The 24,023-nt window shown below is 69.6% G+C and carries 20 protein-coding genes; 18 read left to right on the top strand and 2 right to left on the bottom strand.

Features of this window, described 5'->3' with window-relative positions:
* Positions 1–70 precede the first annotated feature (70 nt).
* The 6 genes from ACFQS9_RS14270 (at position 71) to ACFQS9_RS14245 (ending at position 7,286) form a co-directional block, all read left to right on the top strand.
* The gene (locus ACFQS9_RS14270) at positions 71–1,708 is read left to right on the top strand and encodes an AMP-binding protein (RefSeq protein ID WP_378405728.1); all 1,638 of its coding nucleotides are present in this window, start codon (positions 71–73) and stop codon (positions 1,706–1,708) included.
* A gap of 12 nt (positions 1,709–1,720) precedes the next feature.
* A complete protein-coding gene (locus tag ACFQS9_RS14265; protein WP_378405726.1) occupies positions 1,721–3,388 on the top strand; it encodes a sigma-54-dependent Fis family transcriptional regulator in 1,668 nt (555 codons plus the stop codon).
* 87 nt (positions 3,389–3,475) lie between these two features.
* Positions 3,476–4,978 (top strand): aldehyde dehydrogenase family protein, encoded by a 1,503-nt coding sequence (locus ACFQS9_RS14260; protein WP_378405724.1) that lies wholly within the window; start codon positions 3,476–3,478, stop codon positions 4,976–4,978.
* Positions 4,979–5,012: 34 nt separating this feature from the next.
* Entirely contained in the window at positions 5,013–6,122 is a 1,110-nt protein-coding gene (locus tag ACFQS9_RS14255) for an NDMA-dependent alcohol dehydrogenase (RefSeq protein ID WP_378405722.1), read from the top strand.
* A gap of 189 nt (positions 6,123–6,311) precedes the next feature.
* Complete coding sequence (locus ACFQS9_RS14250) at positions 6,312–6,575, top strand: GlsB/YeaQ/YmgE family stress response membrane protein (protein ID WP_378405720.1); 264 nt, start codon at positions 6,312–6,314, stop codon at positions 6,573–6,575.
* A 57-nt stretch (positions 6,576–6,632) separates the two neighbouring features.
* Entirely contained in the window at positions 6,633–7,286 is a 654-nt protein-coding gene (locus tag ACFQS9_RS14245) for a YoaK family protein (RefSeq protein WP_378405718.1), read from the top strand.
* Here the strand turns inward: ACFQS9_RS14245 and ACFQS9_RS14240 are convergent.
* Together ACFQS9_RS14240 and ACFQS9_RS14235 are read right to left on the bottom strand one after the other, a co-directional pair.
* Entirely contained in the window at positions 7,267–7,596 is a 330-nt protein-coding gene (locus ACFQS9_RS14240) for a YnfA family protein (RefSeq protein ID WP_378405716.1), read from the bottom strand. The two genes, ACFQS9_RS14245 and ACFQS9_RS14240, sit on opposite strands and share 20 nt — an antisense overlap.
* Positions 7,597–7,733: 137 nt before the next feature.
* On the bottom strand, positions 7,734–8,333 hold the full coding sequence (locus ACFQS9_RS14235; RefSeq protein WP_378405714.1) for an SACE_7040 family transcriptional regulator: 600 nt from the start codon (positions 8,331–8,333) through the stop codon (positions 7,734–7,736).
* 116 nt (positions 8,334–8,449) lie between these two features.
* Here ACFQS9_RS14235 and ACFQS9_RS14230 point away from each other — a divergent pair, with 116 nt between their 5' ends.
* From ACFQS9_RS14230 to ACFQS9_RS14175, 12 genes are all read left to right on the top strand, one after another.
* Complete coding sequence (locus tag ACFQS9_RS14230) at positions 8,450–10,027, top strand: carboxyl transferase domain-containing protein (RefSeq protein ID WP_378405712.1); 1,578 nt, start codon at positions 8,450–8,452, stop codon at positions 10,025–10,027.
* A 5-nt stretch (positions 10,028–10,032) separates the two neighbouring features.
* A complete protein-coding gene (locus tag ACFQS9_RS14225) occupies positions 10,033–12,078 on the top strand; it encodes an acetyl/propionyl/methylcrotonyl-CoA carboxylase subunit alpha (RefSeq protein WP_378405710.1) in 2,046 nt (681 codons plus the stop codon).
* The gene (locus tag ACFQS9_RS14220) at positions 12,075–13,238 is read left to right on the top strand and encodes an acyl-CoA dehydrogenase family protein (protein ID WP_378405708.1); all 1,164 of its coding nucleotides are present in this window, start codon (positions 12,075–12,077) and stop codon (positions 13,236–13,238) included. The genes ACFQS9_RS14225 and ACFQS9_RS14220 overlap by 4 nt, the downstream gene beginning before the upstream one ends.
* Positions 13,235–13,723: a MaoC family dehydratase gene (locus ACFQS9_RS14215; RefSeq protein ID WP_378405706.1), complete on the top strand. Its 489-nt coding sequence runs from the start codon at positions 13,235–13,237 to the stop codon at positions 13,721–13,723. The genes ACFQS9_RS14220 and ACFQS9_RS14215 overlap by 4 nt, the downstream gene beginning before the upstream one ends.
* Complete coding sequence (locus ACFQS9_RS14210; RefSeq protein WP_378405704.1) at positions 13,720–14,556, top strand: HpcH/HpaI aldolase/citrate lyase family protein; 837 nt, start codon at positions 13,720–13,722, stop codon at positions 14,554–14,556. Before ACFQS9_RS14215 ends, ACFQS9_RS14210 begins: the two co-directional genes overlap by 4 nt.
* Positions 14,557–14,615: 59 nt before the next feature.
* Positions 14,616–15,812 carry an acetyl-CoA C-acetyltransferase gene (locus ACFQS9_RS14205; protein ID WP_378405702.1) on the top strand — a complete coding sequence of 399 codons (1,197 nt, stop codon included), beginning with the start codon at positions 14,616–14,618 and terminating at the stop codon, positions 15,810–15,812.
* 59 nt (positions 15,813–15,871) lie between these two features.
* Positions 15,872–16,219: a carboxymuconolactone decarboxylase family protein gene (locus ACFQS9_RS14200; protein ID WP_378406502.1), complete on the top strand. Its 348-nt coding sequence runs from the start codon at positions 15,872–15,874 to the stop codon at positions 16,217–16,219.
* Positions 16,220–16,232: 13 nt separating this feature from the next.
* Positions 16,233–18,191 (top strand): acetoacetate--CoA ligase, encoded by a 1,959-nt coding sequence (locus ACFQS9_RS14195; RefSeq protein WP_378405700.1) that lies wholly within the window; start codon positions 16,233–16,235, stop codon positions 18,189–18,191.
* A gap of 46 nt (positions 18,192–18,237) precedes the next feature.
* Positions 18,238–19,074 (top strand): alpha/beta hydrolase, encoded by an 837-nt coding sequence (locus tag ACFQS9_RS14190; RefSeq protein WP_378405698.1) that lies wholly within the window; start codon positions 18,238–18,240, stop codon positions 19,072–19,074.
* A gap of 146 nt (positions 19,075–19,220) precedes the next feature.
* Complete coding sequence (locus ACFQS9_RS14185) at positions 19,221–20,441, top strand: ABC transporter substrate-binding protein (protein ID WP_378405696.1); 1,221 nt, start codon at positions 19,221–19,223, stop codon at positions 20,439–20,441.
* Positions 20,442–20,503: 62 nt separating this feature from the next.
* Positions 20,504–23,245 carry an ABC transporter permease subunit gene (locus ACFQS9_RS14180; protein ID WP_378405694.1) on the top strand — a complete coding sequence of 914 codons (2,742 nt, stop codon included), beginning with the start codon at positions 20,504–20,506 and terminating at the stop codon, positions 23,243–23,245.
* Positions 23,242–23,979 carry an ABC transporter ATP-binding protein gene (locus tag ACFQS9_RS14175; RefSeq protein ID WP_378405692.1) on the top strand — a complete coding sequence of 246 codons (738 nt, stop codon included), beginning with the start codon at positions 23,242–23,244 and terminating at the stop codon, positions 23,977–23,979. Before ACFQS9_RS14180 ends, ACFQS9_RS14175 begins: the two co-directional genes overlap by 4 nt.
* Positions 23,980–24,023 lie beyond the last annotated feature (44 nt).

Here is a 24,023-nt window from a genome sequence, read left to right as displayed (position 1 = left end):
TCGACCACGGGAGGGCTCGCCACGGCGAGTCCTCCCGGAGGCGCTCACCGGCGCCAAGGAGAGGAAACACATGAGCACCGCACTGCCCAGCTACGCCTCGGGAGTCTGGGACGCCCCCATGCTGGGCGACACCATCGGGGACAACTTCGATCGGACGGTCGCGGCCCACGGCGGCCGCGACGCGCTGGTGGACCGGCCCTCGGGCAGGCGATGGACCTATGCCGAGCTCGCCGCCGACGTGAACGGTGTCGCGGCGGGTCTGCTGCGGCGCGGGATCGGGCTGGGCGACCGGGTGGGCATCTGGGCGCCGAACTGTCCGGAGTGGACTTTGATCCAGTTCGCGACCGCGAAGATCGGGGCGATCCTGGTCAACATCAACCCCGCCTACCGCTCGCACGAATTGCAGTACGTGCTCGAGCAGGCGGGCATCCGGATGCTGGTGGCCGCGCCGAGCTTCAAGTCCTCGGACTATGCGGCGATGATCGAGGAGGTCCGGCCGCGGTGCGCCGACCTGGAATCGGTGATCCTGCTCGGCGGTGCCGACTGGCAGGCGCTGGTCGCGGATGGGACCGCGGCCCAGTCGGCGGACCCGTCGGTGCTGGCGACGGCGCAATCGAAGCTCTCGGCGGACGACCCGATCAACATCCAGTACACCTCGGGCACAACGGGTTTCCCGAAGGGGGCGACGCTCAGTCACCACAACATCCTCAACAACGGGTACTTCGTCGGCGAGTTGTGCCATTACACCGAGCAGGATCGGGTGTGCATCCCGGTGCCGTTCTACCACTGCTTCGGGATGGTGATGGGCAACCTCGCGTGCACCAGCCACGGCGCGACCATGGTGATCCCGGGCCCCGCGTTCGATCCGAAGGCCACCCTCGAGGCCGTGCAGGCCGAGCGGTGCACCTCGCTGTACGGGGTGCCGACGATGTTCATCGCCGAGCTCGCCGACCCGGACTTCGACAGCTACGACCTCTCCAGCCTGCGGACCGGGATCATGGCCGGCTCGCCGTGCCCGGTGGAGGTGATGAAGCAGGTGATCGAGCGGATGGGGATGGCGGAGGTGTCGATCTGTTACGGCATGACCGAGACCTCGCCGGTGTCGCTGCAGACGCGCTCCGACGACAGCATCGAGCAGCGGGTGTCCACCGTCGGGCGGGTGGGCCCGCATCTCGAGGTGAAGATCGTCGACCCGGCGACCGGGCTGACGGTGCCGCGCGGGGAGCCGGGCGAGCTGTGCACGCGCGGGTACTCGGTGATGTTGGGGTATTGGGAGAACCCGGAGAAGACGTCCGAGGCGATCGACACGGCGCGGTGGATGCACACCGGCGACATCGGGGTGATGGACGCGGACGGGTACGTCGCGATCACGGGCCGGATCAAGGACATGGTGATTCGCGGCGGGGAGAACATCTACCCGCGGGAGATCGAGGAGTTCCTCTACTCGCACCCCGACATCCTCGACGCGCAGGTGATCGGTGTGCCGGATGCGAAGTACGGGGAGGAGCTGATGGTGTGGATCCGGATGCGCGAGGGCGCGCCGGAACTGGACGCGGACTCGGTGCGGGCCTACTGCACGGGCAAGCTGGCGCACTACAAGATCCCGAAGTACGTCCATGTGGTGGACGAGTTCCCGATGACGGTGACCGGCAAGGTGCGCAAGATCGAGATGCGCGAGCAGTCCGTCGAGCTGATCGGGCAGGGCTAGGCGGGCAGGCCGATGAACCCCGGCGAGACGAGTGGGCGCGAGCCGGTCCGGCCCGAGATCGCGCTGTCCTGGAAGCGATCCGCGTTGAGTGGCGTCGGCCCGGGGGACGGGTTCGACGCGGACCCGGCCACCGACCTGGACCTCTCCAGCCGGTTGCTGCGGGCCGCGCGCCCGATCCTCGACGAGGTCGCCATCCAGATCGCCGGCACCGGACTGTGTCTCCTGCTCGCCGACCGGGACTGCCGGATCGTGGCCCGGGTGTTCGACAACCAACAGGTCGAGCGGCACATGGAGAAGCTCGGCGCGGTGATCGGCTCGCGGTTCGGAGAGGACACCGCCGGTACCAATGCGATCGGTACCCCGGTCGAGGTGCGTCGCGGGATCGTCGTCAACGGCGAGGAACACTATCTGGAGCGCTTCAAGGGGTTGAGCTGCTACGGGCATCCGATCCTGCATCCGGTGACGCACCGGGTCGAGGGGATCCTGGACATGACCTGCATTGCCCCGCAGGCAAACTCGCTGTTCGCGCCCTTTCTGCAGCGTGCTGCGGCGGACATCGAGCGACGACTGCTCGAGGGTTCGCGAGCATCCGAGCAGCGGTTGGTGGACGCTTTTCAGCGGGTCTCGCCGCAGCGTCATGTCGCCGTCGCCGCGATCGGCGAGGACATCCTGCTCAGCAACCGCACCGCGCTGGACCTCCTCGATGTGGCCGACCATGCCGCCCTGCGCGGGCTCGCGGCGGATCTCCTGCCGGACCAGTCGCGCACGGTGAACCTCGAGTTGGCGTCCGGGCAGCTGGCCACGGTGCAGGCCGACCGGATCGCCGGAACAAACGGCGGCACACTCTTTCTGGTCGAGCACGTGCATCGACCGAATGTGCCGATCCGGCGCCGCGCCGCCGGTGCGGGCGTCGCGGACCGGGCGCGCGCAGAGCTTCGCCGGGTGCGTGAGAACGCCGAGTCCGTTGCGATCGTCGGCGAATCCGGTTCGGGGCGCACCACGGCCGTGCGCGATCTCGCCGGCGCCGACCCCGTGCACTGGACGGATGCCTCGCGGATACCGATCGTCGGGCTCGACCGATGGTTGTCGGTGCTGCTCGAGCAGGCGTCGACCTCCGGTGGTGTGCTGGCCGTCGAACACGCGCACCTGCTGCCGGCGTCGGCACTGCCCGTGGTCACCGACCTCCTGATCGCCGACGGGGGACCTCGAATGGTGCTGACGAGCAGCCCCATCGCGGAACTATCCCCGGCGGCGGCGGCGATGATCGCGCGGTGCCCCGAACGCATCGCCGTGCCGCCGCTGCGCCAGCGGCTCGGCGAGCTGCCGGAGATCGCCCAGGCGATGCTCGACGAGATCGAGCCGGGGCTGAGCCTGACCTCGACCGCGCTCGAGGCCCTGGTGGCGGGGGAGTGGCCGGGCAACCTGACCGAGCTGCGGGTGGTGCTGACCAGAACGGCGCGGGACCGGACGAGCACCAGGCTTGGCCTCGCCGATCTGCCCGATGCGTACCGGACCAGCTCGCGGGTCTCCCGCCTCGCGGGCCGCGAGCGTGCGGAGCGGCAGGCGATCGTCGATGCGCTGCAGGAGTGTGGCGGCAACAAGGTGCATGCCGCCGCCAAACTCGGAATCAGCCGCAGCACATTGTATTCGAGAATCCGTGCCCTCGACGTGACGTCCTAGGGCTGTCCGGAAGTCGCACAGTTATCCGCACCGGAACCGGCGAAGTATGGCGTGCATCACACACCTACTCTCTCGCAGGAGGAACCGATGACGGCGATCGCCGACTTCCCGCTCAAGTCCGAGGTACAGGGTTTCCTGGCCGGCGGCCCGAAGAAGCTGCTGATCGGTGGCGAATGGACCCCGGCCGCCTCGGGCCGCACCTTCCCGACCTACGACCCCGCGACCGGGAACGCGTTGACCGAGGTCGCGCACGGTCAGGCCGAGGACGTCGACCGGGCGGTTCGCGCGGCGCGGATCGCGTTCGACGACGGCCCGTGGCCGGGCATGAAGCCGAACGAGCGCGAGCGGCTGCTCTGGCGCGTCGGTGACATCCTCAGCGAGCGGGCCGAGGAGTTCGGCCAGCTCGAGGCCCTCGACAACGGCAAGTCGGCGGGCATCGCATCCGCGGTCGACGTGGCCTGGGCGGCAGACGTTTTCCGCTACTACGCCGGTTGGGCGACCAAGATCGAGGGCAGCACGGTCAACGTGTCGATGCCCTTTGCGCCCGGCGCCCAGTTCCACGCCTACACGCTGCGCGAGCCGGTGGGTGTGTGCGGGCTGATCGTGCCGTGGAACTTCCCGCTGCTGATGGCCTCGTGGAAGCTGGCGCCTGCCCTCGCCGCAGGCAACACCGTCATCCTCAAGCCCGCGGAGCAGACGCCGTTGACGGCACTGTTGCTCGGGGAGGTGTTCCAGGAGGCCGGCTTCCCGCCCGGCGTCGTGAACATCATCAGCGGATTCGGCGACGCCGGTGCCACGCTGTCCGCGCACGACGACGTCGACAAGATCGCGTTCACCGGCTCCACCGAGGTCGGGAAGAAGATCGTCGAGGCGGCCAAGGGCAACCTGAAGAAGGTCTCGCTCGAGCTCGGCGGCAAGAGCCCCAACATCGTCTTCGCGGACGCCGATTTCGATGCCGCCGTGGAGGGTTCGCTCAATGCCTGGCTGTTCAACCACGGTCAGTGCTGCGTCGCCGGGACCCGGCTGTTCGTCGAGGACAAGATCTTCGACGAGTTCACCCAGGCGGTCGCGCACGCCGCGAGCCAGGTGAAGATCGGCCCCGGCCTCGACCCGGCCACCCAGCTAGGCCCGCTCGTCTCGCAGGAGCAGTTCGACAAGGTGACCGGGTACCTGCGCGAGGGTCTCGCGGACGGCGCCCGGGCGCTGACCGGGGGCAATCGGTGGGGCGAGACCGGTTACTTCGTCGAGCCGACCGTGTTCGTGGACGTCAAGCCGGAGTTCAGCATCGTCCGCGAGGAGATCTTCGGCCCGGTGGTCGCGGCGCTGCCGTTCGACGCCGAGGCGGGCGTCGCCGCGGCCGCGAACGACTCGATCTACGGCCTCGCCGCGGGCATCTGGACCCGCGACATCTCCAAGGCGCACCGCACGGCACGGCAGATCAAGGCCGGCTCCGTGTGGATCAACCAGTACAACGGCTTCGACACCGCGATGCCCTTCGGCGGTTACAAGCAGTCCGGTTGGGGCCGCGAGTTGGGCGCGGCGGGACTCGATGCCTACACCATCACCAAATCCGTCAACGTCGCACTCTGACCCGGCCCACCCCCCCCCAGAAGGAGAATCACACATGAAGACCACCGCCGCAGTCCTGCTCGAGGCCGGAAAGCCGTTCGAACTGATGGAGCTCGAGCTCGACGGCCCCGGGCCGGGGGAAGTGCTGATCAAGTACACGGCCGCGGGCCTGTGTCATTCGGATCTGCACCTGACCGACGGTGACCTGCCGCCGCGCTATCCGATCGTCGGCGGGCACGAGGGGTCGGGAATCATCGAGGAGGTCGGGCCGGGCGTCACGAAGGTCAAGCCGGGCGACCACGTGGTGTGCAGCTTCATCCCGAACTGCGGTACCTGCCGATACTGCTCGACGGGCAGGCAGAACCTCTGTGACATGGGTGCCACCATCCTGGAGGGGTCGATGCCGGACGGGACCTTCCGGTTCCATTCCAAGGGAACCGATTTCGGTGCCATGTGCATGCTCGGCACGTTCGCCGAGCGGGCCACCATCTCGCAGCACTCGGTGGTCAAGGTCGACGACTGGCTGCCGTTGGAGACCGCCGTGCTGGTCGGCTGCGGGGTGCCCTCGGGCTGGGGAACCGCGGTCAACGCGGGCAACCTGCACGCGGGTGACACCGCCGTCATCTACGGCATCGGCGGCCTGGGCATCAACGCGGTACAGGGCGCGGTCAGCGCGGGCTGCAAATACGTGGTCGTCGTCGATCCCGTTGCGCTCAAGCGCGAGACGGCGTTGAAGCTCGGCGCCACCCATGCCTTCGCCGACGCGGCGAGCGCCGCGGAGAAGGTCAACGAACTGACCTGGGGTCAGGGCGCCGACGCCGCTCTCATCCTGGTCGGCACCGTGGACGAGGAGGTCGTCTCGGCGGCCACCGCGGTGATCGGCAAGGGCGGCACCGTCGTCATCACGGGGTTGGCCGACCCGGCCAAGCTGACCGTGCACGTCTCCGGATGCGACCTGACGCTGAACCAGAAGACCATCAAGGGTTCGCTGTTCGGCTCGATGAACCCGCAGTACGACATCGTCAAGCTGCTCCGCCTGTACGACGCAGGCCAGCTCAGGCTCGACGAGCTGGTCACCACCCGCTACCGACTCGAGGACGTCAACCAGGGCTACGAGGATCTGCGCAGCGGCAAGAACATCCGCGGCGTGATCGTGCACGCCTGACCCGCGGGGCCGGTTCCTCGATCGGCCCCGCCCCGGTGCCCCGCCCTCCGGTTCCCTCGATCGGAGGGCGGGGCACCGCCGGGTCGGGGCCCGGTGAGGGTTCCTCCGGCGGCATCGCCGTGCCACTATCAAGATCGACAACCCCGCACACAGTCGCGCGCGACTGAGGTGGCACGAGAGGAGCCCGCAATGATCGGGGACATCATCGGCACGATCATCTTCGGCGCGGTCATCGGCGTGCTCGCACGGCTGGTGATCCCCGGCAAGCAGGCGATGGGATGGGTCATCACCGTCGTGCTCGGCATCGCCGGTGCGCTCATCGGGTACTGGATCTGGGGGATGATCAGTGACACCGGCGACACGAAGGGCATCGACTGGTGGCGTTGGATCATCAGCATCGCGGCGGCGGCCGCGCTGACCCTCGGCTACACCGCGATGACGAGGAAGGAGTAACCGCGACCGGCGTGCTGTCGTGACGTCGGCGACCGGTCCGGTCCGGGTAGGGACTCAGTGGTAGTCGACGTCGGCCGCCGGACGTTTGTCTTCGCGGTGCTGCTCGCGGCCCTGGCGGGCTACGTCGATGCCATGGGGTACATCACCCTGGGCGGGTTCTTCGTCTCGTTCATGAGCGGGAACTCCACCCGCATGGCAGTCGGTGCGGTCGACGGCCACTGGCATGTCGCGGCGGTCGGCGCGGCGGTCATCGGGCTGTTCGTGCTCGGCGTCGTGCTGGGTTCGGTGCTGGGGCGGATTGCTTGCGCGCACCGCAGTTCGGTCGTGATGTGCCTCGTCGCGGGCCTGCTTGTGGCGGCGGTGACGGCCTCGGCCCTCGGCTCGCGGCAGGTCGTGATCGCCGCGCTGGCACTGGCGATGGGGGCCGAGAACACGGTGTTCGAGCGGACCGGCGAGTCGTCGATCAGCCTCACCTACATGACCGGCACGCTGGTCAGGCTCGGGCAACGCCTCGCCGCGGCGCTGACCGGCGGGCCGCGGTGGGCGTGGGTGCGGTTCGCGGGGCTGTGGCTCGGCCTGGTGCTCGGGGTGGCAGCGGGCGCGGCGGTGCACCGCGGGGTCGGGCTGGCCGGCCTGTGGGCCGCGGCCGCGATGGCGCTGCTGCTCGCGGCGCTGTTCGCGCGGGATCGGCTCAGCGCGGCGCGTACATGATGACGGCCACGCCTGCGAGGCAGATCAGCGCCCCCGTGACATCCCATCGGTCGGGTCGGAAGCCGTCCATCGCCATGCCCCAGATCAGTGAGCCGGCGACGAAGACGCCGCCGTACGCGGCCAGGATCCGGCCGAAGTGGGCATCGGGCTGCATGGTCGCGACGAATCCGTAGGCGCCGAGCGCGATGACGCCGAGGCCGACCCAGATCCACCCGCGGTGTTCCCGCACGCCCTGCCACACCAGCCAGGCGCCGCCGATCTCCAGCAGGGCGGCCACGACGAACAGGGCGACGGATTTCGCGACGGTCATGCGCGGGGGCTCTCAGACACGCTGTCGACCATAGCGTCGGCCGCGCACTGTTTTTGTCGAGAACGCACGGGGATTGGCAACCCAAAGGGGGTGCGATCTTGTGAATGGGTGTGCGACGGCGAGGGCGGCCGCCGGGCTCAGACTCCCGGCGCCAGCGCGGCGGCCGTCATCGCGCGCAGCACCGCGCGGGTGTGGGCGGGGGCGGAGGGGTTCACGCTGTGCGGGGTGGAGTTGATCAGGCCGAACGTCGCGTGTGCCTTGATCCGGGCGTCCGACTCCGCCAGCTCCGCGTCGACCTTCCGGAGGACCTCGACCCACACCTCGACGTAGCGGCGCTGGAACTGCCGGACCTGCCTGCGCTCGGCGACCGGCAGCGACTCGAGGTCGCGGTCCTGCACGCGAATGAGGTCGGGCTCGCCGAGCGCGAAGTCGAGGTGGAACTCGATCAGGCCCGCGAGCGCCTCGTCTGGCGTCGAGGCCCCGTCGGCGACCGCGATACCGCCCTCGAGCAGGCGACGGCTGATGTCGACCAGCAGCTCCACCAGCAGCGCCTCCTTGTTGGGGAAGTGCCGGTAGACGGCGGGGCCGCTGATCCCGACCGCGGATCCGAGATCCTCGAGCCGAACGCCCGCGAAGCCTCGCTCGGCGATCAAACGGGCGGCGGCCTGTAGGAGCTGCCTGCGGCGGTCGGCCTTGGCGCGGCCACGTTTGGTCAGCACCGAATCGTCGGGTGTCACGTCGGCACCTCCCTTCAACCTGTGGGTCTGGACAACTCAGTTAATCATAGTTATCTTAGATTCGGTTATTGGCAATTAACTGACCGCGAAATGATCCGAGCAGACAGGGCGACGACATGACCATGGTTGAGGAGCGCAACCGGACCGAGCACGTCCGCTTGGTCGGTGAGCTGCGCGAGCGGCTCGCCACCGCGGCGCTCGGCGGCAGCGAGCAGTCCCGACAGCGGCACGTGAACAGGGGCAAGCTGCTGCCGCGTGAGCGGGTGGACACCCTGCTGGACCCGGGCAGCCCGTTCCTCGAGTTCTCCCCGCTCGCCGCGAACGGCATGTACGACGACGAGTGCCCCGGCGCGGGTGTGATCGCCGGTATCGGCCGGGTCTCCGGCCGCGAGTGCGTGATCGTGGCCAACGACGCCACCGTCAAGGGCGGCACCTACTACCCGATGAGCGTGAAGAAGCACCTGCGCGCGCAGGAGATCGCGCTGCAGAACAATCTGCCGTGCCTCTACCTGGTCGACTCGGGCGGCGCCTTCCTGCCCCGTCAGGACGAGGTCTTCCCCGACCGCGAGCACTTCGGTCGCATCTTCTTCAACCAGGCCAACCTGAGTGCCAAGGGCATCCCGCAGATCGCGGCGGTGATGGGATCCTGCACCGCGGGCGGCGCCTACGTCCCGGCGATGAGCGACGAGGCCGTCATCGTGCGCAACCAGGGCACCATCTTCCTCGGTGGCCCGCCGCTGGTGAAGGCCGCGACCGGCGAGGTCGTCACGGCCGAGGACCTGGGCGGCGGCGACCTGCACTCGAAGGTCTCCGGCGTCACCGACCACCTCGCCGAGGACGATCAGGACGCGCTGCGCATCGTGCGCCGGATCGTCGCGACCTTCGGTCCGCGCACGGACCGGCCCTGGGACGTGATCCCGGCGGTGGAGCCCATCGCGCCGCAGGAGGAGCTCTACGACGTCGTCCCGACGGACCCGCGCACCCCGTACGACGTGCACGAGGTGATCACCCGCATCGTGGACGGGGGAGAGTTCCAGGAGTTCAAGGCAGAGTACGGCAAGACCCTGGTCACCGGCTTCGCCCACATCCACGGGCACCCGGTCGGCATCGTCGCCAACAACGGCGTGCTCTTCGCCGAGTCCGCGATGAAGGGCGCCCACTTCATCGAGCTGTGCGACAAGCGCAGCGTGCCGCTGCTGTTCCTGCAGAACATCGCCGGCTTCATGGTCGGCCGCGATTACGAGGCGGGCGGCATCGCCAAGCACGGCGCCAAGATGGTGACCGCGGTGGCCTGCGCGCGGGTCCCCAAGCTCACCGTTGTGATCGGCGGCTCGTACGGCGCGGGCAACTACTCGATGTGCGGGCGCGCCTACTCGCCCCGGTTCCTGTGGATGTGGCCGAACGCGCGGATCTCGGTCATGGGCGGTGAGCAGGCGGCCTCGGTGCTGGCCACCGTCCGCAGCGATCAGTTGGACGCCTCGGGCAAGCCCTGGTCGGCGGAGGACGAGGAGTCCTTCAAGGCGCCGATTCGCGCGCAGTACGAGGCGCAGGGCAACCCCTACTATTCGACCGCCCGACTGTGGGACGATGGAATCATCGACCCCGCGGACACCAGAACTGTTCTAGGACTGGCACTTTCGGTGTGCGCTCAGGCGCCGCTCGAGCCGGTCTCCTACGGCGTCTTCAGGATGTGAGTGAGATGACTGAATTTTCCACCGTTCTCGTCGCCAACCGCGGCGAGATCGCGGTCCGCGTCATCCGCACCCTGCGTGCCATGGGCATCCGCTCGGTGGCGGTGTACAGCGAGGCGGACGCGGGCGCGCGGCACGTGCGCGAGGCCGACACGGCCGTCCTGCTCGGCCCCGCGGCGGCGCGCGAGAGCTACCTCGACATCGCGAAGGTGGTCGCCGCGGCGAAGCGGACGGGCGCCCAGGCGGTGCACCCCGGCTACGGATTCCTCTCCGAGAACGCGGCCTTCGCGGCGGCCCTCGAGGACGCAGGCATCGCCTTCCTCGGGCCCTCAGCCCGGGCCATCGAGGTGATGGGCGACAAGATCACCGCCAAGAACGCGGTGGCCGAGTTCGACGTCCCGGTGGTGCCCGGCATCGCCCGCCCCGGGCTGACCGACGCCGAGCTGATCGCCGCGGCCGAGGACATCGGCTACCCGGTGCTGGTGAAGCCGTCCGCCGGCGGCGGCGGCAAGGGCATGCGCCTGGTCGAGGAGCCGGACAAGCTCGCCGAGGCGCTGGCCAGCGCGCGCCGCGAGGCCGCCTCGGCCTTCGGTGACGACACCCTGTTCCTGGAGCGGTTCGTGTTGCGCCCCCGGCACATCGAGGTGCAGGTCCTCGCCGACAGTCACGGCAACGTCGTGCACCTCGGCGAGCGCGAGTGCAGCCTCCAGCGCCGGCACCAGAAGGTCATCGAGGAGGCGCCCTCGCCGCTGCTCGACGAGCGGACCCGCGCCCGGATCGGCGAGGCGGCCTGCAACACCGCGCGCAGCGTCGACTATTCCGGCGCCGGCACGGTCGAGTTCATCGTCTCCGCGGACCGACCGGACGAGTTCTTCTTCATGGAGATGAACACGCGGCTGCAGGTGGAGCACCCGGTCACCGAGATGGTCACCGGACTCGACCTGGTCGAGTGGCAGGTCCGGGTGGCCGCGGGCGAGAAGCTCGCCATCGCCCAGGACGAGATCACCATGACCGGTCACGCCATCGAGGCCCGCGTCTACGCCGAGGACCCCGCCCGCGGCTTCCTGCCCACGGGCGGACTCGTCCTCGACGTGGTGGAGCCGGCCGGCCCCGGGATCCGGGTCGACTCGGGACTGCGGGCGGGCACCGAGGTCGGCAGCGACTACGACCCGATGCTGTCGAAGGTGATCGCACACGGCGTCGACCGCGCCGCGGCACTGCGCAAGCTCGACCGGGCCCTGGCCGACACCGCGGTCCTCGGCGTGGTCACCAACATCGACTTCGCGCGGTTCCTGCTCGCGGACCCCGACGTCGTCGCCGGCCGCCTCGACACCGGCCTGCTCGACCGCAGGCTCGAGGACTACGTCGCGGCCGATGCCTCGGACGCGCAGTTCATCGCGGCGGGCGCGTACCGGTGGCTGACGCGCTGGCCGCAGGGCGTCGGCGCGGATCCGTGGGAGCGGCCGACCGGCTGGCGAGCCGGCACCCCGGCACCGACCAGCATCCGGCTGTCCTCGCCCGCCCGCACCGACCACGTGCGGATCGTCGGTGCGCCCGGCGACGCGCTGGTGTCGATGGAGGACGGCGAAACACGCACGCTGACAGCATCGTTGGACGGTTCGACGCTGTCCGTCGCGGTGGACGGTCTGAGGGCGAGCTACCTGGTGGCCGCCCACGACGGACACATCTGGCTCTCGGGCACCGACGGGACCGCGGTCCTGCGCGAGGTCCGGGAGGTCAGCGTCCGCACGGGCGACGCACACGCGGGGGAGGCCGAGATCACGAGCCCGATGCCGGGCGCGGTCATCGCGGTCGGCGTGCAGCACGGCGCGGCCGTCACCGCGGGCACGGCCGTGGTCGTGGTCGAGGCGATGAAGATGGAGCACTCGCTGACCTCGCCCATCGACGGCACGGTCGAGCTTCTCGTCGCGGCGGGGGATCAGGTGAAGGTCGATCAGGTCCTCGCTCGCGTGATCCCGCACGCACCCGAAACATCCGACAGCTCAGGACAACCCGAACTCGCAGAGACGACCACGAAGGGCGCCGCGTCATGACCGATTACCTCTCCACCGGATCACTGCCCGACGAGTACCAGCAGCTCGCGAAGGCGGTCCGCGACTTCGCGCAGACCGTCGTCGCGCCGGTCGCCGCCGAGCACGATGCCAACCACACCTTCCCGTACGAGGTCGTCGCGGGGATGGCCGAGCTGGGCCTGTTCGGCCTGCCGTTCCCCGAGGAGTACGGCGGACAGGGCGGCGACTACTTCGCGCTGTGCCTGGCCCTCGAGGAGCTGGGCAAGGTGGACCAGTCCGTCGCGATCACCCTGGAGGCAGGCGTCTCGCTCGGTGCGATGCCGATCTACCGCTTCGGTAACGAGGCGCAGAAGCAGGAGTGGCTGCCGCAGCTGACGAGCGGCAAGGCGCTGGCCGCGTTCGGCCTCACCGAGCCGGGTGCGGGCAGCGACGCAGGCGGAACCAGGACCACCGCGAAGGAGGACGGCGGCGACTGGATCATCAACGGCAACAAGCAGTTCATCACCAACTCCGGGACCGACATCACCCGGCTGGTCACCGTCACCGCGGTCACCGGCGAGATGGACAACGGCAAGAAGGAGATCTCCACCATCCTCGTGCCGACCTCCACGCCGGGGTTCACCGCGGAGCCGGCGTACAACAAGGTCGGCTGGAACGCCTCCGACACCCACCCGCTGACCTTCCAGGACGTTCGGGTGCCGCAGGAGAACCTGCTCGGTGAGCGCGGCCGCGGCTACGCGAATTTCCTGCGCATCCTCGACGAGGGCCGGATCGCGATCGCCGCGCTGAGCGTCGGTGCGGCGCAGGGCTGCGTGGACGAGTCGGTGAAGTACGCCAAGGAGCGCGAGGCATTCGGCAAGCCGATCGGTGCCAACCAGGCCATCGCCTTCAAGATCGCGCGGATGGAGGTGCGTGCGCACGTCGCCCGCACCGCCTACTACGACGCGGCCGCGCTCATGCTGGCGGGCAAGCCGTTCAAGAAGCAGGCCTCCATCGCCAAGCTGATCGCCAGCGAGGCCGCGATGGACAACGCCCGTGACGCCACCCAGATCTTCGGCGGCTACGGCTTCATGAACGAGTACCCGGTCGCCCGCCACTACCGGGACAGCAAGATCCTCGAGATCGGCGAGGGCACCACCGAGGTGCAGCTGATGCTGATCGCGCGCGAGGCCGGACTGTGAGCGAGCAGGCGCAGCCGCGCCGGGTGGTCCAGCGGGGGCTCTGGTTCGAGGAGTTCGAGACCGACGTGGTCTACGAGCACCGGCCCGGCCGCACCGTCACCGAGGCGGACAACGTCCTGTTCACCACCCTGACGATGAACACGCAGGCCCTGCACCTCGACGCCGCGTTCAGCGAGCAGTTGCCGCCGTTCAACCAGCGGCTGGTGAACTCGATGTTCACGCTGTCCACCCTGGTCGGGCTGTCGGTCGCGCAGCTCACCCAGGGGACCATCGTCGCCAACCTCGGGTTCTCGGAGATCTCGTTCCCCAAGCCGCTCTTCCACGGCGACACCATGTACGCCGAGACGGTCATCACCGACAAGCGGGAGTCGAAGAGCAGGCCGGGCGAGGGCATCATCACTCTGGCGCACACCGCCCGGAACCAGCACGGCGACGTGGTGGCGACGGCGGTGCGCAAGACGCTGGTTCGAAAGAGGCCGTCATGACTGCGAATTCCGGTCACTCCTCGGGGTGGGCCCCGCCCGGTCCCGCCTGGCTCTTCTGCCCGGCGGATCGGCCGGAGCGCTACGCGAAGGCCGCGGCCGCCGCGGACGTCGTCATCCTCGACCTCGAGGACGGCGTCGCCCCCGCGGACAAGGCGGCCGCCCGTCGCGCGCTGATCGACACCCCGCTCGACCCCGAGCGCACCGTGGTGCGGATCAACGCGGCGGGCACCGAGGACCAGGCGCTCGACCTGGAGGCGCTGCTGCAGACCCGCTACCCGAGGGTGATGCTGCCCAAGTGCGAGTCGGCGGAACAGGTGCGCTCACTCGCCCCGCGCGAGGTGATCGCCCTGATCGAGTCTCCGCTCGGCGCCCTGACGGTTGCCGAGTCCGCACAGGTCGCGAACGCGATCGGGGTGATGTGGGGCGCGGAGGACCTGGTCGCAGCGCTCGGCGGGAACGCCAGCCGCCACACCGACGGCTCCTATCGCGATGTGGCCCGGCACGTGCGCTCCGGATCGCTGCTCGCGGCCAAGGCACACGGCCGGTTCGCGCTGGACTCGGTCTACCTGGACATCAAGGACCTCGATGGTCTGCGCGCCGAATCCCTCGACGCGGTCGCGGTCGGGTTCGACGCCAAGGTGGCGATCCATCCGAGCCAGGTCGCCGTGATCCGGGCCGCCTACGAACCCAGCGCGGAGGACCTCGCCTGGGCGCGCAGGGTGCTGGCCGCGGTGTCCGAGGAGCGCGGGGTCTTCGCGTTCGAGGGGAAGATGGTGGACGCGCCGGTGCTTCGGCACGCGGAGGCGATCGTCCGCCGGAGTGAATCGTTGTGAACAGTTCGGTGGCCGGGAAATCCGAAGGCACTGAGAAATCTGAAGGGAACAGCAAGCTGATGTCCGAGTCCACTGTCATCGTCGCCGGAGCCCGCACCCCGATGGGGCGGCTCCTCGGTTCGCTGAAGGGTTTCTCCGGGTCCGATCTCGGCGGCATCGCCATCAGGGGCGCGCTGGAGAAGGCGGGCGTCGCGCCCGAGAGCGTCGAATACGTGATCATGGGCCAGGTGCTCACCGCGGGCGCCGGCCAGATGCCCGCGCGGCAGGCGGCCGTGGCCGCCGGCATCCCGATGGACGTGCCGGCCCTGTCGATCAACAAGGTGTGCCTCTCGGGCATCGACGCGATCGCGCTGGCCGACCAGCTGATCCGCGCGGGCGAGTTCGACATCGTGGTCGCCGGTGGCCAGGAGTCGATGAGCCGCGCACCGCACATGCTCGAGAAGAGCCGCGAGGGCTTCAAGTACGGCGACGTGACCATGCGCGACCACATGGCCTACGACGGTCTGCACGACATCTTCACGGACCAGGCGATGGGGCTGCTGACCGAGCAGGTCAACCAGCAGGAGGCCACCCACATCACCCGCGCGGAGCAGGACGCCTTCGCGGCCGCCTCGCACCAGAACGCCGCGCGCGCCTGGAAGAACGGCCTGTTCGACAACGAGGTAGTGCCGGTCGAGATCCCGCAGCGCAAGGGCGATCCGATCGTCTTCGCCGAGGACGAGGGCATCCGCGCCGACACCACCGTCGAGTCCCTGAGCGCGCTGCGTCCTGCCTTCAGCAAGGACGGCACCATCACCGCCGGCTCGGCCTCGCCGATCTCCGACGGCGCCGCCGCGGTGGTCGTGATGAGCAAGGCCAAGGCGCAGGAGCTCGGGCTGACCTGGATCGCCGAGATCGGCGCGCACGGTGTCGTCGCCGGACCCGACTCCACGCTGCAGTCGCAGCCCGCACGCGCGATCGCCAAGGCCTGCGCGAAGGAGGGCATCGACCCCACCGATCTCGACCTCGTCGAGATCAACGAGGCCTTCGCGGCCGTCGGCATCGCGTCCACCCGCGAGCTCGGACTGGACCCGGCCAAGGTCAACGTCAACGGCGGCGCGATCGCCGTCGGGCACCCGCTCGGCATGTCCGGCGCGCGGATCGCGCTGCACCTGGCGCTGGAACTGGAGCGCCGCGGCGGCGGCGTCGGCGCGGCCGCGCTGTGTGGCGGCGGCGGTCAGGGTGATGCCCTGATCATCCGGGTCCCGAAGAAGTGACAGGCCAGGGCGAGGGCGACGGCCGGTTCGACGCCGGCCTCGCCGTCCGGCGTGAGGTGATGGGCGACGACTTCGTCGACCGCGCACTGGCCCGTGACCTCGGCACCGACAGCGAGGCGATGCAGCGGCACATCACCGAGACGGTGTGGGGTTCGGTCTGGACCCGCGACGGGCTGAGCGGGCGGGACCGCAGCCTGCTGAACCTGGGCATGCTGACGGCGCTGCGCGCGGAATCGGAGCTGCGCGGGCACGTCCGCGGGGCACTCCGGAACGGCCTGAGCCGCGAGGAGATCACCGAGGCGATCATCCACACCAGCGGGTACTGCGGCGCGCCTGCCGCGCTCGCCGCGATGCGGGTGGTGCAGGAGGTCCTCACCGAGGACCTGGGGCCGAAGCAAACCGACTGAGAGGACGAACCGCATGGAATCGCTTCAGCCGCAGTGGGAACCGACACGCGACGACGTGCGGAACGCCCGGATCACCGACTACGCCTCGTGGGTGGAGCGGGAGTACTCGGTGTCGCTGCCCGACTACCACTCGCTGTGGCGGTGGTCGGTCGACCATCTCGACGATTTCTGGCGGTCGGTCTGGGACTACTTCGGGATCAGGTCCGCGACGCCGGTCGGCGAGGTGCTCGCGCAGGACCGGATGCCCGGTGCGGTGTGGTTCCCCGGGGTCCGGCTCAACTACGTGGACCAGGTGCTGCGCAACGAGCGCTCGGACCGGCCCGCCATCGTCTACTCCGGTGAGACGGCATCCGAGGACGTCACCGTGTCGTGGGCGGAGCTGCGCAGGCAGGTGGGTGCGCTGGCCGCGACCCTGCGGGCGAACGGCGTGGGTCCGGGCGACCGGGTGGTCGGGTACCTGCCGAACATCCCGGAGGCCGTCGTGGCCTTCCTCGCGACGGCGAGCCTCGGCGCGATCTGGGCGGCCTGCGGCCAGGACTACTCGGCCCCGGCCGCGCTGGACCGGCTGGGTCAGCTCGAACCGTCGGTGCTGATCACCGCGGACGGCTACCGCTTCGGCGGCAAGCAGCACGACCGCCTCGACTCGATCGCCGAACTGCGGGCCGGGATGCCGAGCCTGACGACGACCGTGCTGGTGCCGCGGCTCGGTGCGGCCGCCGACCCCGAGGGCGGTGCGCCCGAGGGCGTCGTGTCGTGGGTGGCGGCGACCGCGGGCGAGGCGCCGCTCGAACCGGTGGACGTCGACTTCGACCATCCGCTCTGGGTGGTGTTCTCCTCGGGCACCACCGGGCTGCCGAAGGGCATCGTGCACGGGCACGGCGGCGTGGTCCTCGAGCACCTGAAATCGGTTGCCCTGCAGATGGACATCGGGCCCGCGGACACCTTCTTCTGGTACACCAGCCCGAGCTGGATGATGTGGAACTTCCAGGTCGCCGGGCTGCTGGTCGGCGCCACCATCGTCTGCTTCGACGGCAACCCGGGCTACCCGGACGTCGATTCGCTGTGGGCGCTCACCGCGCGGCACCGGGCCACCGTGCTCGGCACCAGTCCGGGTTACGTGCTCGCCTGCGCGAAGGCCGGTGTGGTCCCGCGCCGCGACCACGACCTGAGCGCGCTTCGCACGGTGGGGATCACCGGGTCGACCCTGCCGGCGTCGTCCTCGCTGTGGATCGCCGAGAACGTCGGGGTTCCAGTGGCTTCCATCACAGGCGGCACCGACGTGGTCTCCGCATTCATCGGCGGCGCGCGCACCGTCCCGGTCTGGCCGGGCGAACTCTCGGCGCCCTTCCTCGGGGTCGCGCTCGAGGCCTACGACGAGGGTGGCGTGCCCATCCGCGGCGACGTCGGGGAACTGGTCATCACCAAGCCGATGCCGTCGATGCCGATCCGATTCTGGAACGACCCCGACGGAAAGCGTTATCACGACGCGTATTTCGACGACTTCCCCGGGGTGTGGCGGCACGGCGACTGGATCACCATCACCGAGCGGGGCAGCGTGCTGATGCACGGTCGCTCGGACTCGACGCTCAACCGCAACGGAATCCGGATGGGCAGCGCCGACATCTACCAGGCCGTCGAGCGACTGCCCGAGATCACCGAGGCGCTCGTCATCGGGGCCGAGCAGCCGGATGGCGGGTACTGGATGCCGCTGTTCGTGGTGCTCGCGGACGGGGCCGTGCTCGATGCCGCGCTCGAGGACCGGATCAAGTCGACCATCCGTGAGCAGGCCTCACCGCGCCACGTTCCCGACGAGATCATCGTGGCGCCCGGCGTCCCGCACACCCGCACCGGCAAGAAGCTGGAGGTGCCGATCAAGCGGATGTTCCAGGGCGCCGACGCGGACCGGATCGTGGACCGCAGCGCGATCGACGCCCCCGAGCTCATCGATTGGTATCTCCGGCAGAAGCGCTGACCCCGCGTCGGGTGTGCGGCTCGACCCGAGGGTGAAGACTGGGGGCATGGCCCCTGGTGCGTGGGTCGTCCGGACCGCGCTCGTCGCGGTGGTCGTGGTCGCCCTGATCCTCGTCGTTCTGTGGGTGTGTCAGCGTCGGCTGATCTACCTCCCGGACGGCGCCGCGCCGGGGCCGGCGGAGCAGGTGCTCGACGGCGCCGAGGACGTCTGGTTGACCACCTCCGACGGTCTCCGGCTCGGCGCGTGGTACGTGCCTCCGACCGGCGCGGACCGCGGCGTGACGGTTCTCGTCGCGAACGGCAATGCGGGGAACCGGGCGGATCGTGCCCCGCTCGCCCGCGCGTTGGCCGGGGCCGGGTTCGCGACGCTGCTCTTCGACTACCGCGGGTACGGGGGCAACCCCGGGCGTCCCAGCGAGGACGGGCTGGCTCGCGATGTCCGGGCCGCCCGCCACCACCTCGTCGACGAGAGGGCGGTGCCGCCGGATCGGCTCCTGTACTTCGGCGAGAGTCTGGGCACGGGCGTCGTCACCGAGCTCGCGGCCGAACACCGCCCGGCGGGCCTGCTGCTGCGCTCGCCGTTCGTCGACCTTGCCACGCTCGGTCAGCGGCACTACCCGTTTCTGCCGGTCCGGCTCCTGTTGTGGGACAGCTTCCCGGTCGCGGAGTCCGTCGCACGGATCGATGCGCCCACGACCGTCGTCTACGGGACCGCCGACACCATCGTCCCGCCCGACCACAGTGAGCGGGTGGCCGACAGCGTCGCGGGACCTGTCGTTCGGGTCGCACTGCCAGGGGCGGGGCACAACGATGCCGAACTGGTCGGCGGTGTGGAGGTGGTCGGGGCCCTTGTGGAACTGGCCAGGCGGGCCGTCGGGCCGTGACGCGCCCGATCCGGTGATCACCGGGTGGGAACAGGGCTGGACAGAAATCCGTCGCAGGGTGCAACGAAAAACCCCGTTCGCCGGAAATTGCCCGGCGCATTCCCATACGCTCCTGCCAACTCGCTGCCTACCTCGAAGGACGCACTGTGAAATTGAAGAGACTTGCCCCCGCACTCGCCTCACTCGCCGCAGTCAGCCTCGTTGCAGCAGGTTGTGGCGGGGACAGCGGCGCCGAATCGACGGAGGGTGCCGCCACCGGTCAGCCGATCAAGGTCGGGCAGATCGTTCCCATCGAATCCGCCGGACTGTCCGTCGCCACCCAGGCCGCGGGCATGACCGCCTCCATCGACGCGCTGAACTCCCGCGGCGGCGTCGGCGGCCGCCCGCTCGAACTGATCCAATGCGACTCGGCGGGTGATCCCAACAAGGAAGTCGACTGCGCGAACAAGATGGTCTCGGAGGGGGTGGTCGCCACCCTCGCGGACTTCACGCCCACCTCCGCGGAGTCGGTGTCGCAGATCCTCCAGACCGCGGGGATCCCGCGCATCGGCCTGAACCCGATGAACATCGCCGACTTCACCGCGCCCAACGTGTTCACCCCGTTCTCCGGCTCGCTGCTGACGCTCTACGGGCTCGTGGACACCCTTGTCGCCGAGGGCAAGACGAAGCTCTCGCTGATGCGCCCCGACGTCCCGGTCGCGGCGATGCTCATCCAGTTGCTCGGGCCGGCCGTGCAGGCCAAGGGCGCCGAGATCGTGAACGAGGTCGCGGTCGGCGCCGGTGCCACCGACTACACCCAGTTCGTCGTCGCCGCCGAACGCAACGACGCGCAGGGCGTGATCATGGCCCTGACCGCCAACGAGTCCAACCAGATCGCGGAGTCCTTCGACCAGCTCGGCTCCAAGCTGAGCTTCGGCAACGCGGCCACCTCGTTCACTCAGGCCGATCTGCAGAATCTGGGTGCCTTCGCCACCAGTGCGGTGTACACGAGCCCGATCCCCGCGCCATCGTCGAGCACCGACGATTTCCCCGGGCTCGAGCCGTTCCTCGCTGACATGGAGGCCTCGGGTGAGCAGGGCCTCGAACGGGAGAATCTCGCCGGCACGGAACTGTTCTCGTGGCTCTCGGTGCGCGCGTTCAGTCAGGTGGCCGAGGGGCTCGGTTCCGTGAACGCCAACACCGTGCTGCAGGGTTTCGAGACCGCCAAGGACCTCGACATGCTGGGCCTGGTTCCGAACTGGACCCCGGGTGCGGTGGAACCGTTCGGGATCTTCCAGCGGGTGTCGAACTCGATGATGTACCGGATGAAGTTCGACGGTGACACGGTGATCACCGATCCCAAGCAGTACGACCTGCGCGGTCAGTAGTACGGCAGGCGCGGTCCCGGCGGTGACGCCGGGACCGCGCCCGAGTCCACGGAGAGAGTCCAATGACTGAATTCCTGCAGTTCGCCATCCTCGGCCTCGGCGCGGGCTCGGCGTACGCACTGTTGGCGCACGGCGTGGTGTTGGTCTATCGCGGATCCGGGGTGGTCAACTTCGCCCAGGGTGCCATCGCGATGGTCGCCGCCTATCTGTGTCTGGAAACTCTTCGGGGAGAATACGACTGGTCGTTACCCGCGGCCTTCGCGGTCGCCGTGCTGGTGGCCGGACTCATCGGGCTGCTGTTCCAGGTGCTGGTCCTGCGGTGGCTGGCGGGTGCCGCACCGATCGTCCGGCTGGCCGCCACCCTGGGTCTGCTCGTCATCTTGCAGGCGGCGGTGCAGCAGTACTACGGGACCAAATCCATTCGCGTGCGGGCGTTCCTGCCGAATGACGCCTACCACTGGGGCGATGTCGTGGTGCAGCAGGATCGGCTCATCCTGCTGGGTATCGCGGTCGGTATGACCGCCGTTCTCTGGGGGCTGACGCGATACACCCGGGTCGGCCTGGCGATCACGGCGGCGGCAGAGAACGAGCGGGCCGCGGCCGCGCTCGGGTGGTCACCCCAGCGATTGGCCGCACTGACCTGGACCGTGGGCGGCGCGCTGGCGGGTACGGCCGGAATCCTGGTGGCTCCGCTCACCGGTCTCACCCCCACCGCCTTCATCATCATCGTCACGGTGTCCGCGCTGGCCGCCGCCCTGCTCGGCGGCTTCAAGTCGTTCCCGCTGACCCTGCTGGGAGGACTGCTCCTCGGCGTGGGGGAGAGCCTGGTCGTGCTGTACCAGGATCGCATCCGCGACCTGTTCGGGTTGGAGACGCTGACGGGCATCAACCGCGCGGTGCCCTTCCTGGTCATCCTCGTGGTGCTCGTCGTACGCGGGAAGGGTCTGCCGCTGCGCAGTCACATCTCGGAACGGATGCCGCGGCTGGGTTCAGGTCAGATCCATTGGCGCACACTGGCCGTGGTGGTCGGAACGCTCGCCGTCGTGGTCATCGCCTTCAGCGGCGACTGGCTGCGCTCGCTGACGCTGACCCTCGCGGCGGCGGTGATCCTGCTGTCGGTGGTCGTGCTCACCGGATTCGCCGGGCAGCTCTCACTCGCCCAGTACACGGTCGGCGGGCTCGGCGCCCTGTTCACCGCGAGGCTCGTCGGTCAGGCCGGCTGGCCGCTCATCCCGGCCGCGGTCGTCGGCGTCGCGTCGGTGATCGCGATCGGCGTCCTCTTCGCGCTACCCGCACTGCGCACCCGCGGGGTGAACCTGGCGGTGGTCACCCTCGGGCTCGGGTTCACGATCCAGGAGATGGTCTTCAACAATCCGACCTTCACCGGCGACAAGATCGACGGGGCGGTGCGGATCCGGGAGCTGAGCCTGTTCGGATTCGAGGTGACGGCCACCGAGTACCCGGAGCGGTGGGCCCTGCTGTGCCTGGTGGTGCTGGTCCTGTGCGGGCTGATGGTGGCGAACCTGCGGCGGTCGCGGACCGGCAGGCGGTTGATCGCGGTCCGCACCAACGAACGCGCGGCGGCCTCCCTCGGCATCAGCGTGTTCGCGGTGAAGATCTACGCGTTCGCGCTCGCGGCGGGGCTGGCGGGCGTCGGCGGCATCCTGCTGGGCCTGCGCAACACCGCGGTCACCTACCTGGAGTTCAACGTGTTCGCGTCGATCAACGCCGTGGTGCAGGCCGTGACCGGCGGACTCGGATTCGTTCTCGGTGGCGTCATCGGGGCGTTGATGGCCCCCGGCGCCCTGTTCAGCCGATTGGTGGAGAGCAGCTCCGCCACCGGCGCGATCTCGACGCTGATCGGTGGGATCGTGCTCATCGTCATCCTGCTGACCAATCAGAACGGCATCGCCGACATGGCGTCCCGGGTGGGTGCGGCGATCAGGAGGCTGCCCTGGATGCGGTCGCTGCCACGGCGCGTGCCCGTTCGGGCACCCGAGCTCTCGGCCGAAACCACCTTGGGGACCGCCGCGCCGACGCCGCTCTCCGTGCGGGGCCTGACCGTGCGGTTCGGTGGGGTCACCGCCGTCGACGGGGTCGACCTCGCGGTGGAACCGGGTCAGGTGGTGGGCCTGATCGGGCCGAACGGCGCGGGCAAGACGACGGTGATCGACGCGATCACCGGATTCGTCAGCCCCGCGGCGGGGCAGGTGACGCTGGGTGACCAGGACATCACCGGATGGTCGACCGCGAAGCGGTCGAAGGGTGGACTGCGTCGCTCCTTCCAGTCCCTCGAACTGTTCGAGGACATCACCGTCGCCGAGAACATCCACGCGGGCGCCGACGAATCGACGTGGCGCACCTGGCTGACGGACCTGATCCGGCCGGGGCGTCATCCGCTCTCGCCGAGCGCCTCCACCGCGGTGCGCGATTTCGAGCTGGAGGGGGACCTGGGCTCGCTTCCCGGTGAACTGTCATACGGCAGGCGGCGATTGGTGGGTATCGCCAGGGCCGTCGCCTCCGGGCCGTCGGCCGTGTTGCTCGACGAGCCGGCCGCGGGGTTGGACGATGCGGAGAGCCGTGAGTTGGCGCTGTGCATCAGGCAGTTGGCGGTCGAGCGGAACGCCGCGGTGCTGCTGGTCGAACACGACATGGGGCTGGTGATGTCCACCTGCGATCGAATTGTGGTGCTCGAGGCGGGCCGGGTGATCGCGGCAGGCACGCCGGACGAGATCGCCGCCAGCCCGGCGGTCCGCGACGCCTACCTGGGTACCGACGACGAGACGACGGAGGCAGCGCGATGACCATCACCCAGGAAAGGGCGGTGCCGTCCACGGCGGTGCTCGAATGCCAGGGGCTCAGCGCCGGGTACGGCGGGACCGTCGTGTGCCGCGGCCTCGACATCACCGTGCGTTCAGGGGAGGTGGTGGCGCTCATCGGAGCCAACGGCGCGGGCAAGTCCACCACCATGCTGACGGTGGCGGGCGAGTTGGCGCCGATCTCGGGCCGCGTGTCCGTGCTCGGCTCCGACAAGCGGGCGCCGCTCGCCACCCTGGCGAGGCGCGGCCTCAGCTACGTCACCGAGGAGCGGTCGGTGATCATGGGGCTGACGACCGCGGACAACCTGCGGTTGGCCGGTGTCAGCGCCGACGCCGCATGCGCGATGTTCCCGGAGTTGCGGGCACTGCTCGGGCGCCCGGCCGGACTGTTGTCCGGCGGCGAACAGCAGATGCTCACCCTGGCCAGGGCGCTGGCCAGGAACCCGCGGCTGCTGCTGGCGGACGAACTCTCGCTCGGGCTGGCACCACAGATCGTCGCACGCCTTCTCGGCGTGGTGCGGGCTGCCGCGGACACCCAGAACCTCGGGGTCCTGCTGGTCGAGCAGCACGTTCGTCAGGTCCTGCGGGTCGCGGACCGGGTGTACGTGATGCGTCGCGGTCAGGTGATGTTGGAGGGGACGGCCGCCGAGATCGGCGCGGACCTGGACGCGGTGCAGCGTGCCTATCTCTCGTCGGGCGAGCAGGAGGAGAGCGGGTAACAAGCAATTCGGTCAACTCTTGTACCCTTGATCGGTCATCCGTC

Source organism: Rhodococcus daqingensis (genome assembly GCF_042665615.1).
Classification (GTDB): Bacteria; Actinomycetota; Actinomycetes; order Mycobacteriales; family Mycobacteriaceae; genus Rhodococcus_G; species Rhodococcus_G daqingensis.
The sequence above is the reverse complement of the archived record's forward strand: the minus strand, read 5'-3'. Positions and strand labels throughout refer to the sequence as shown.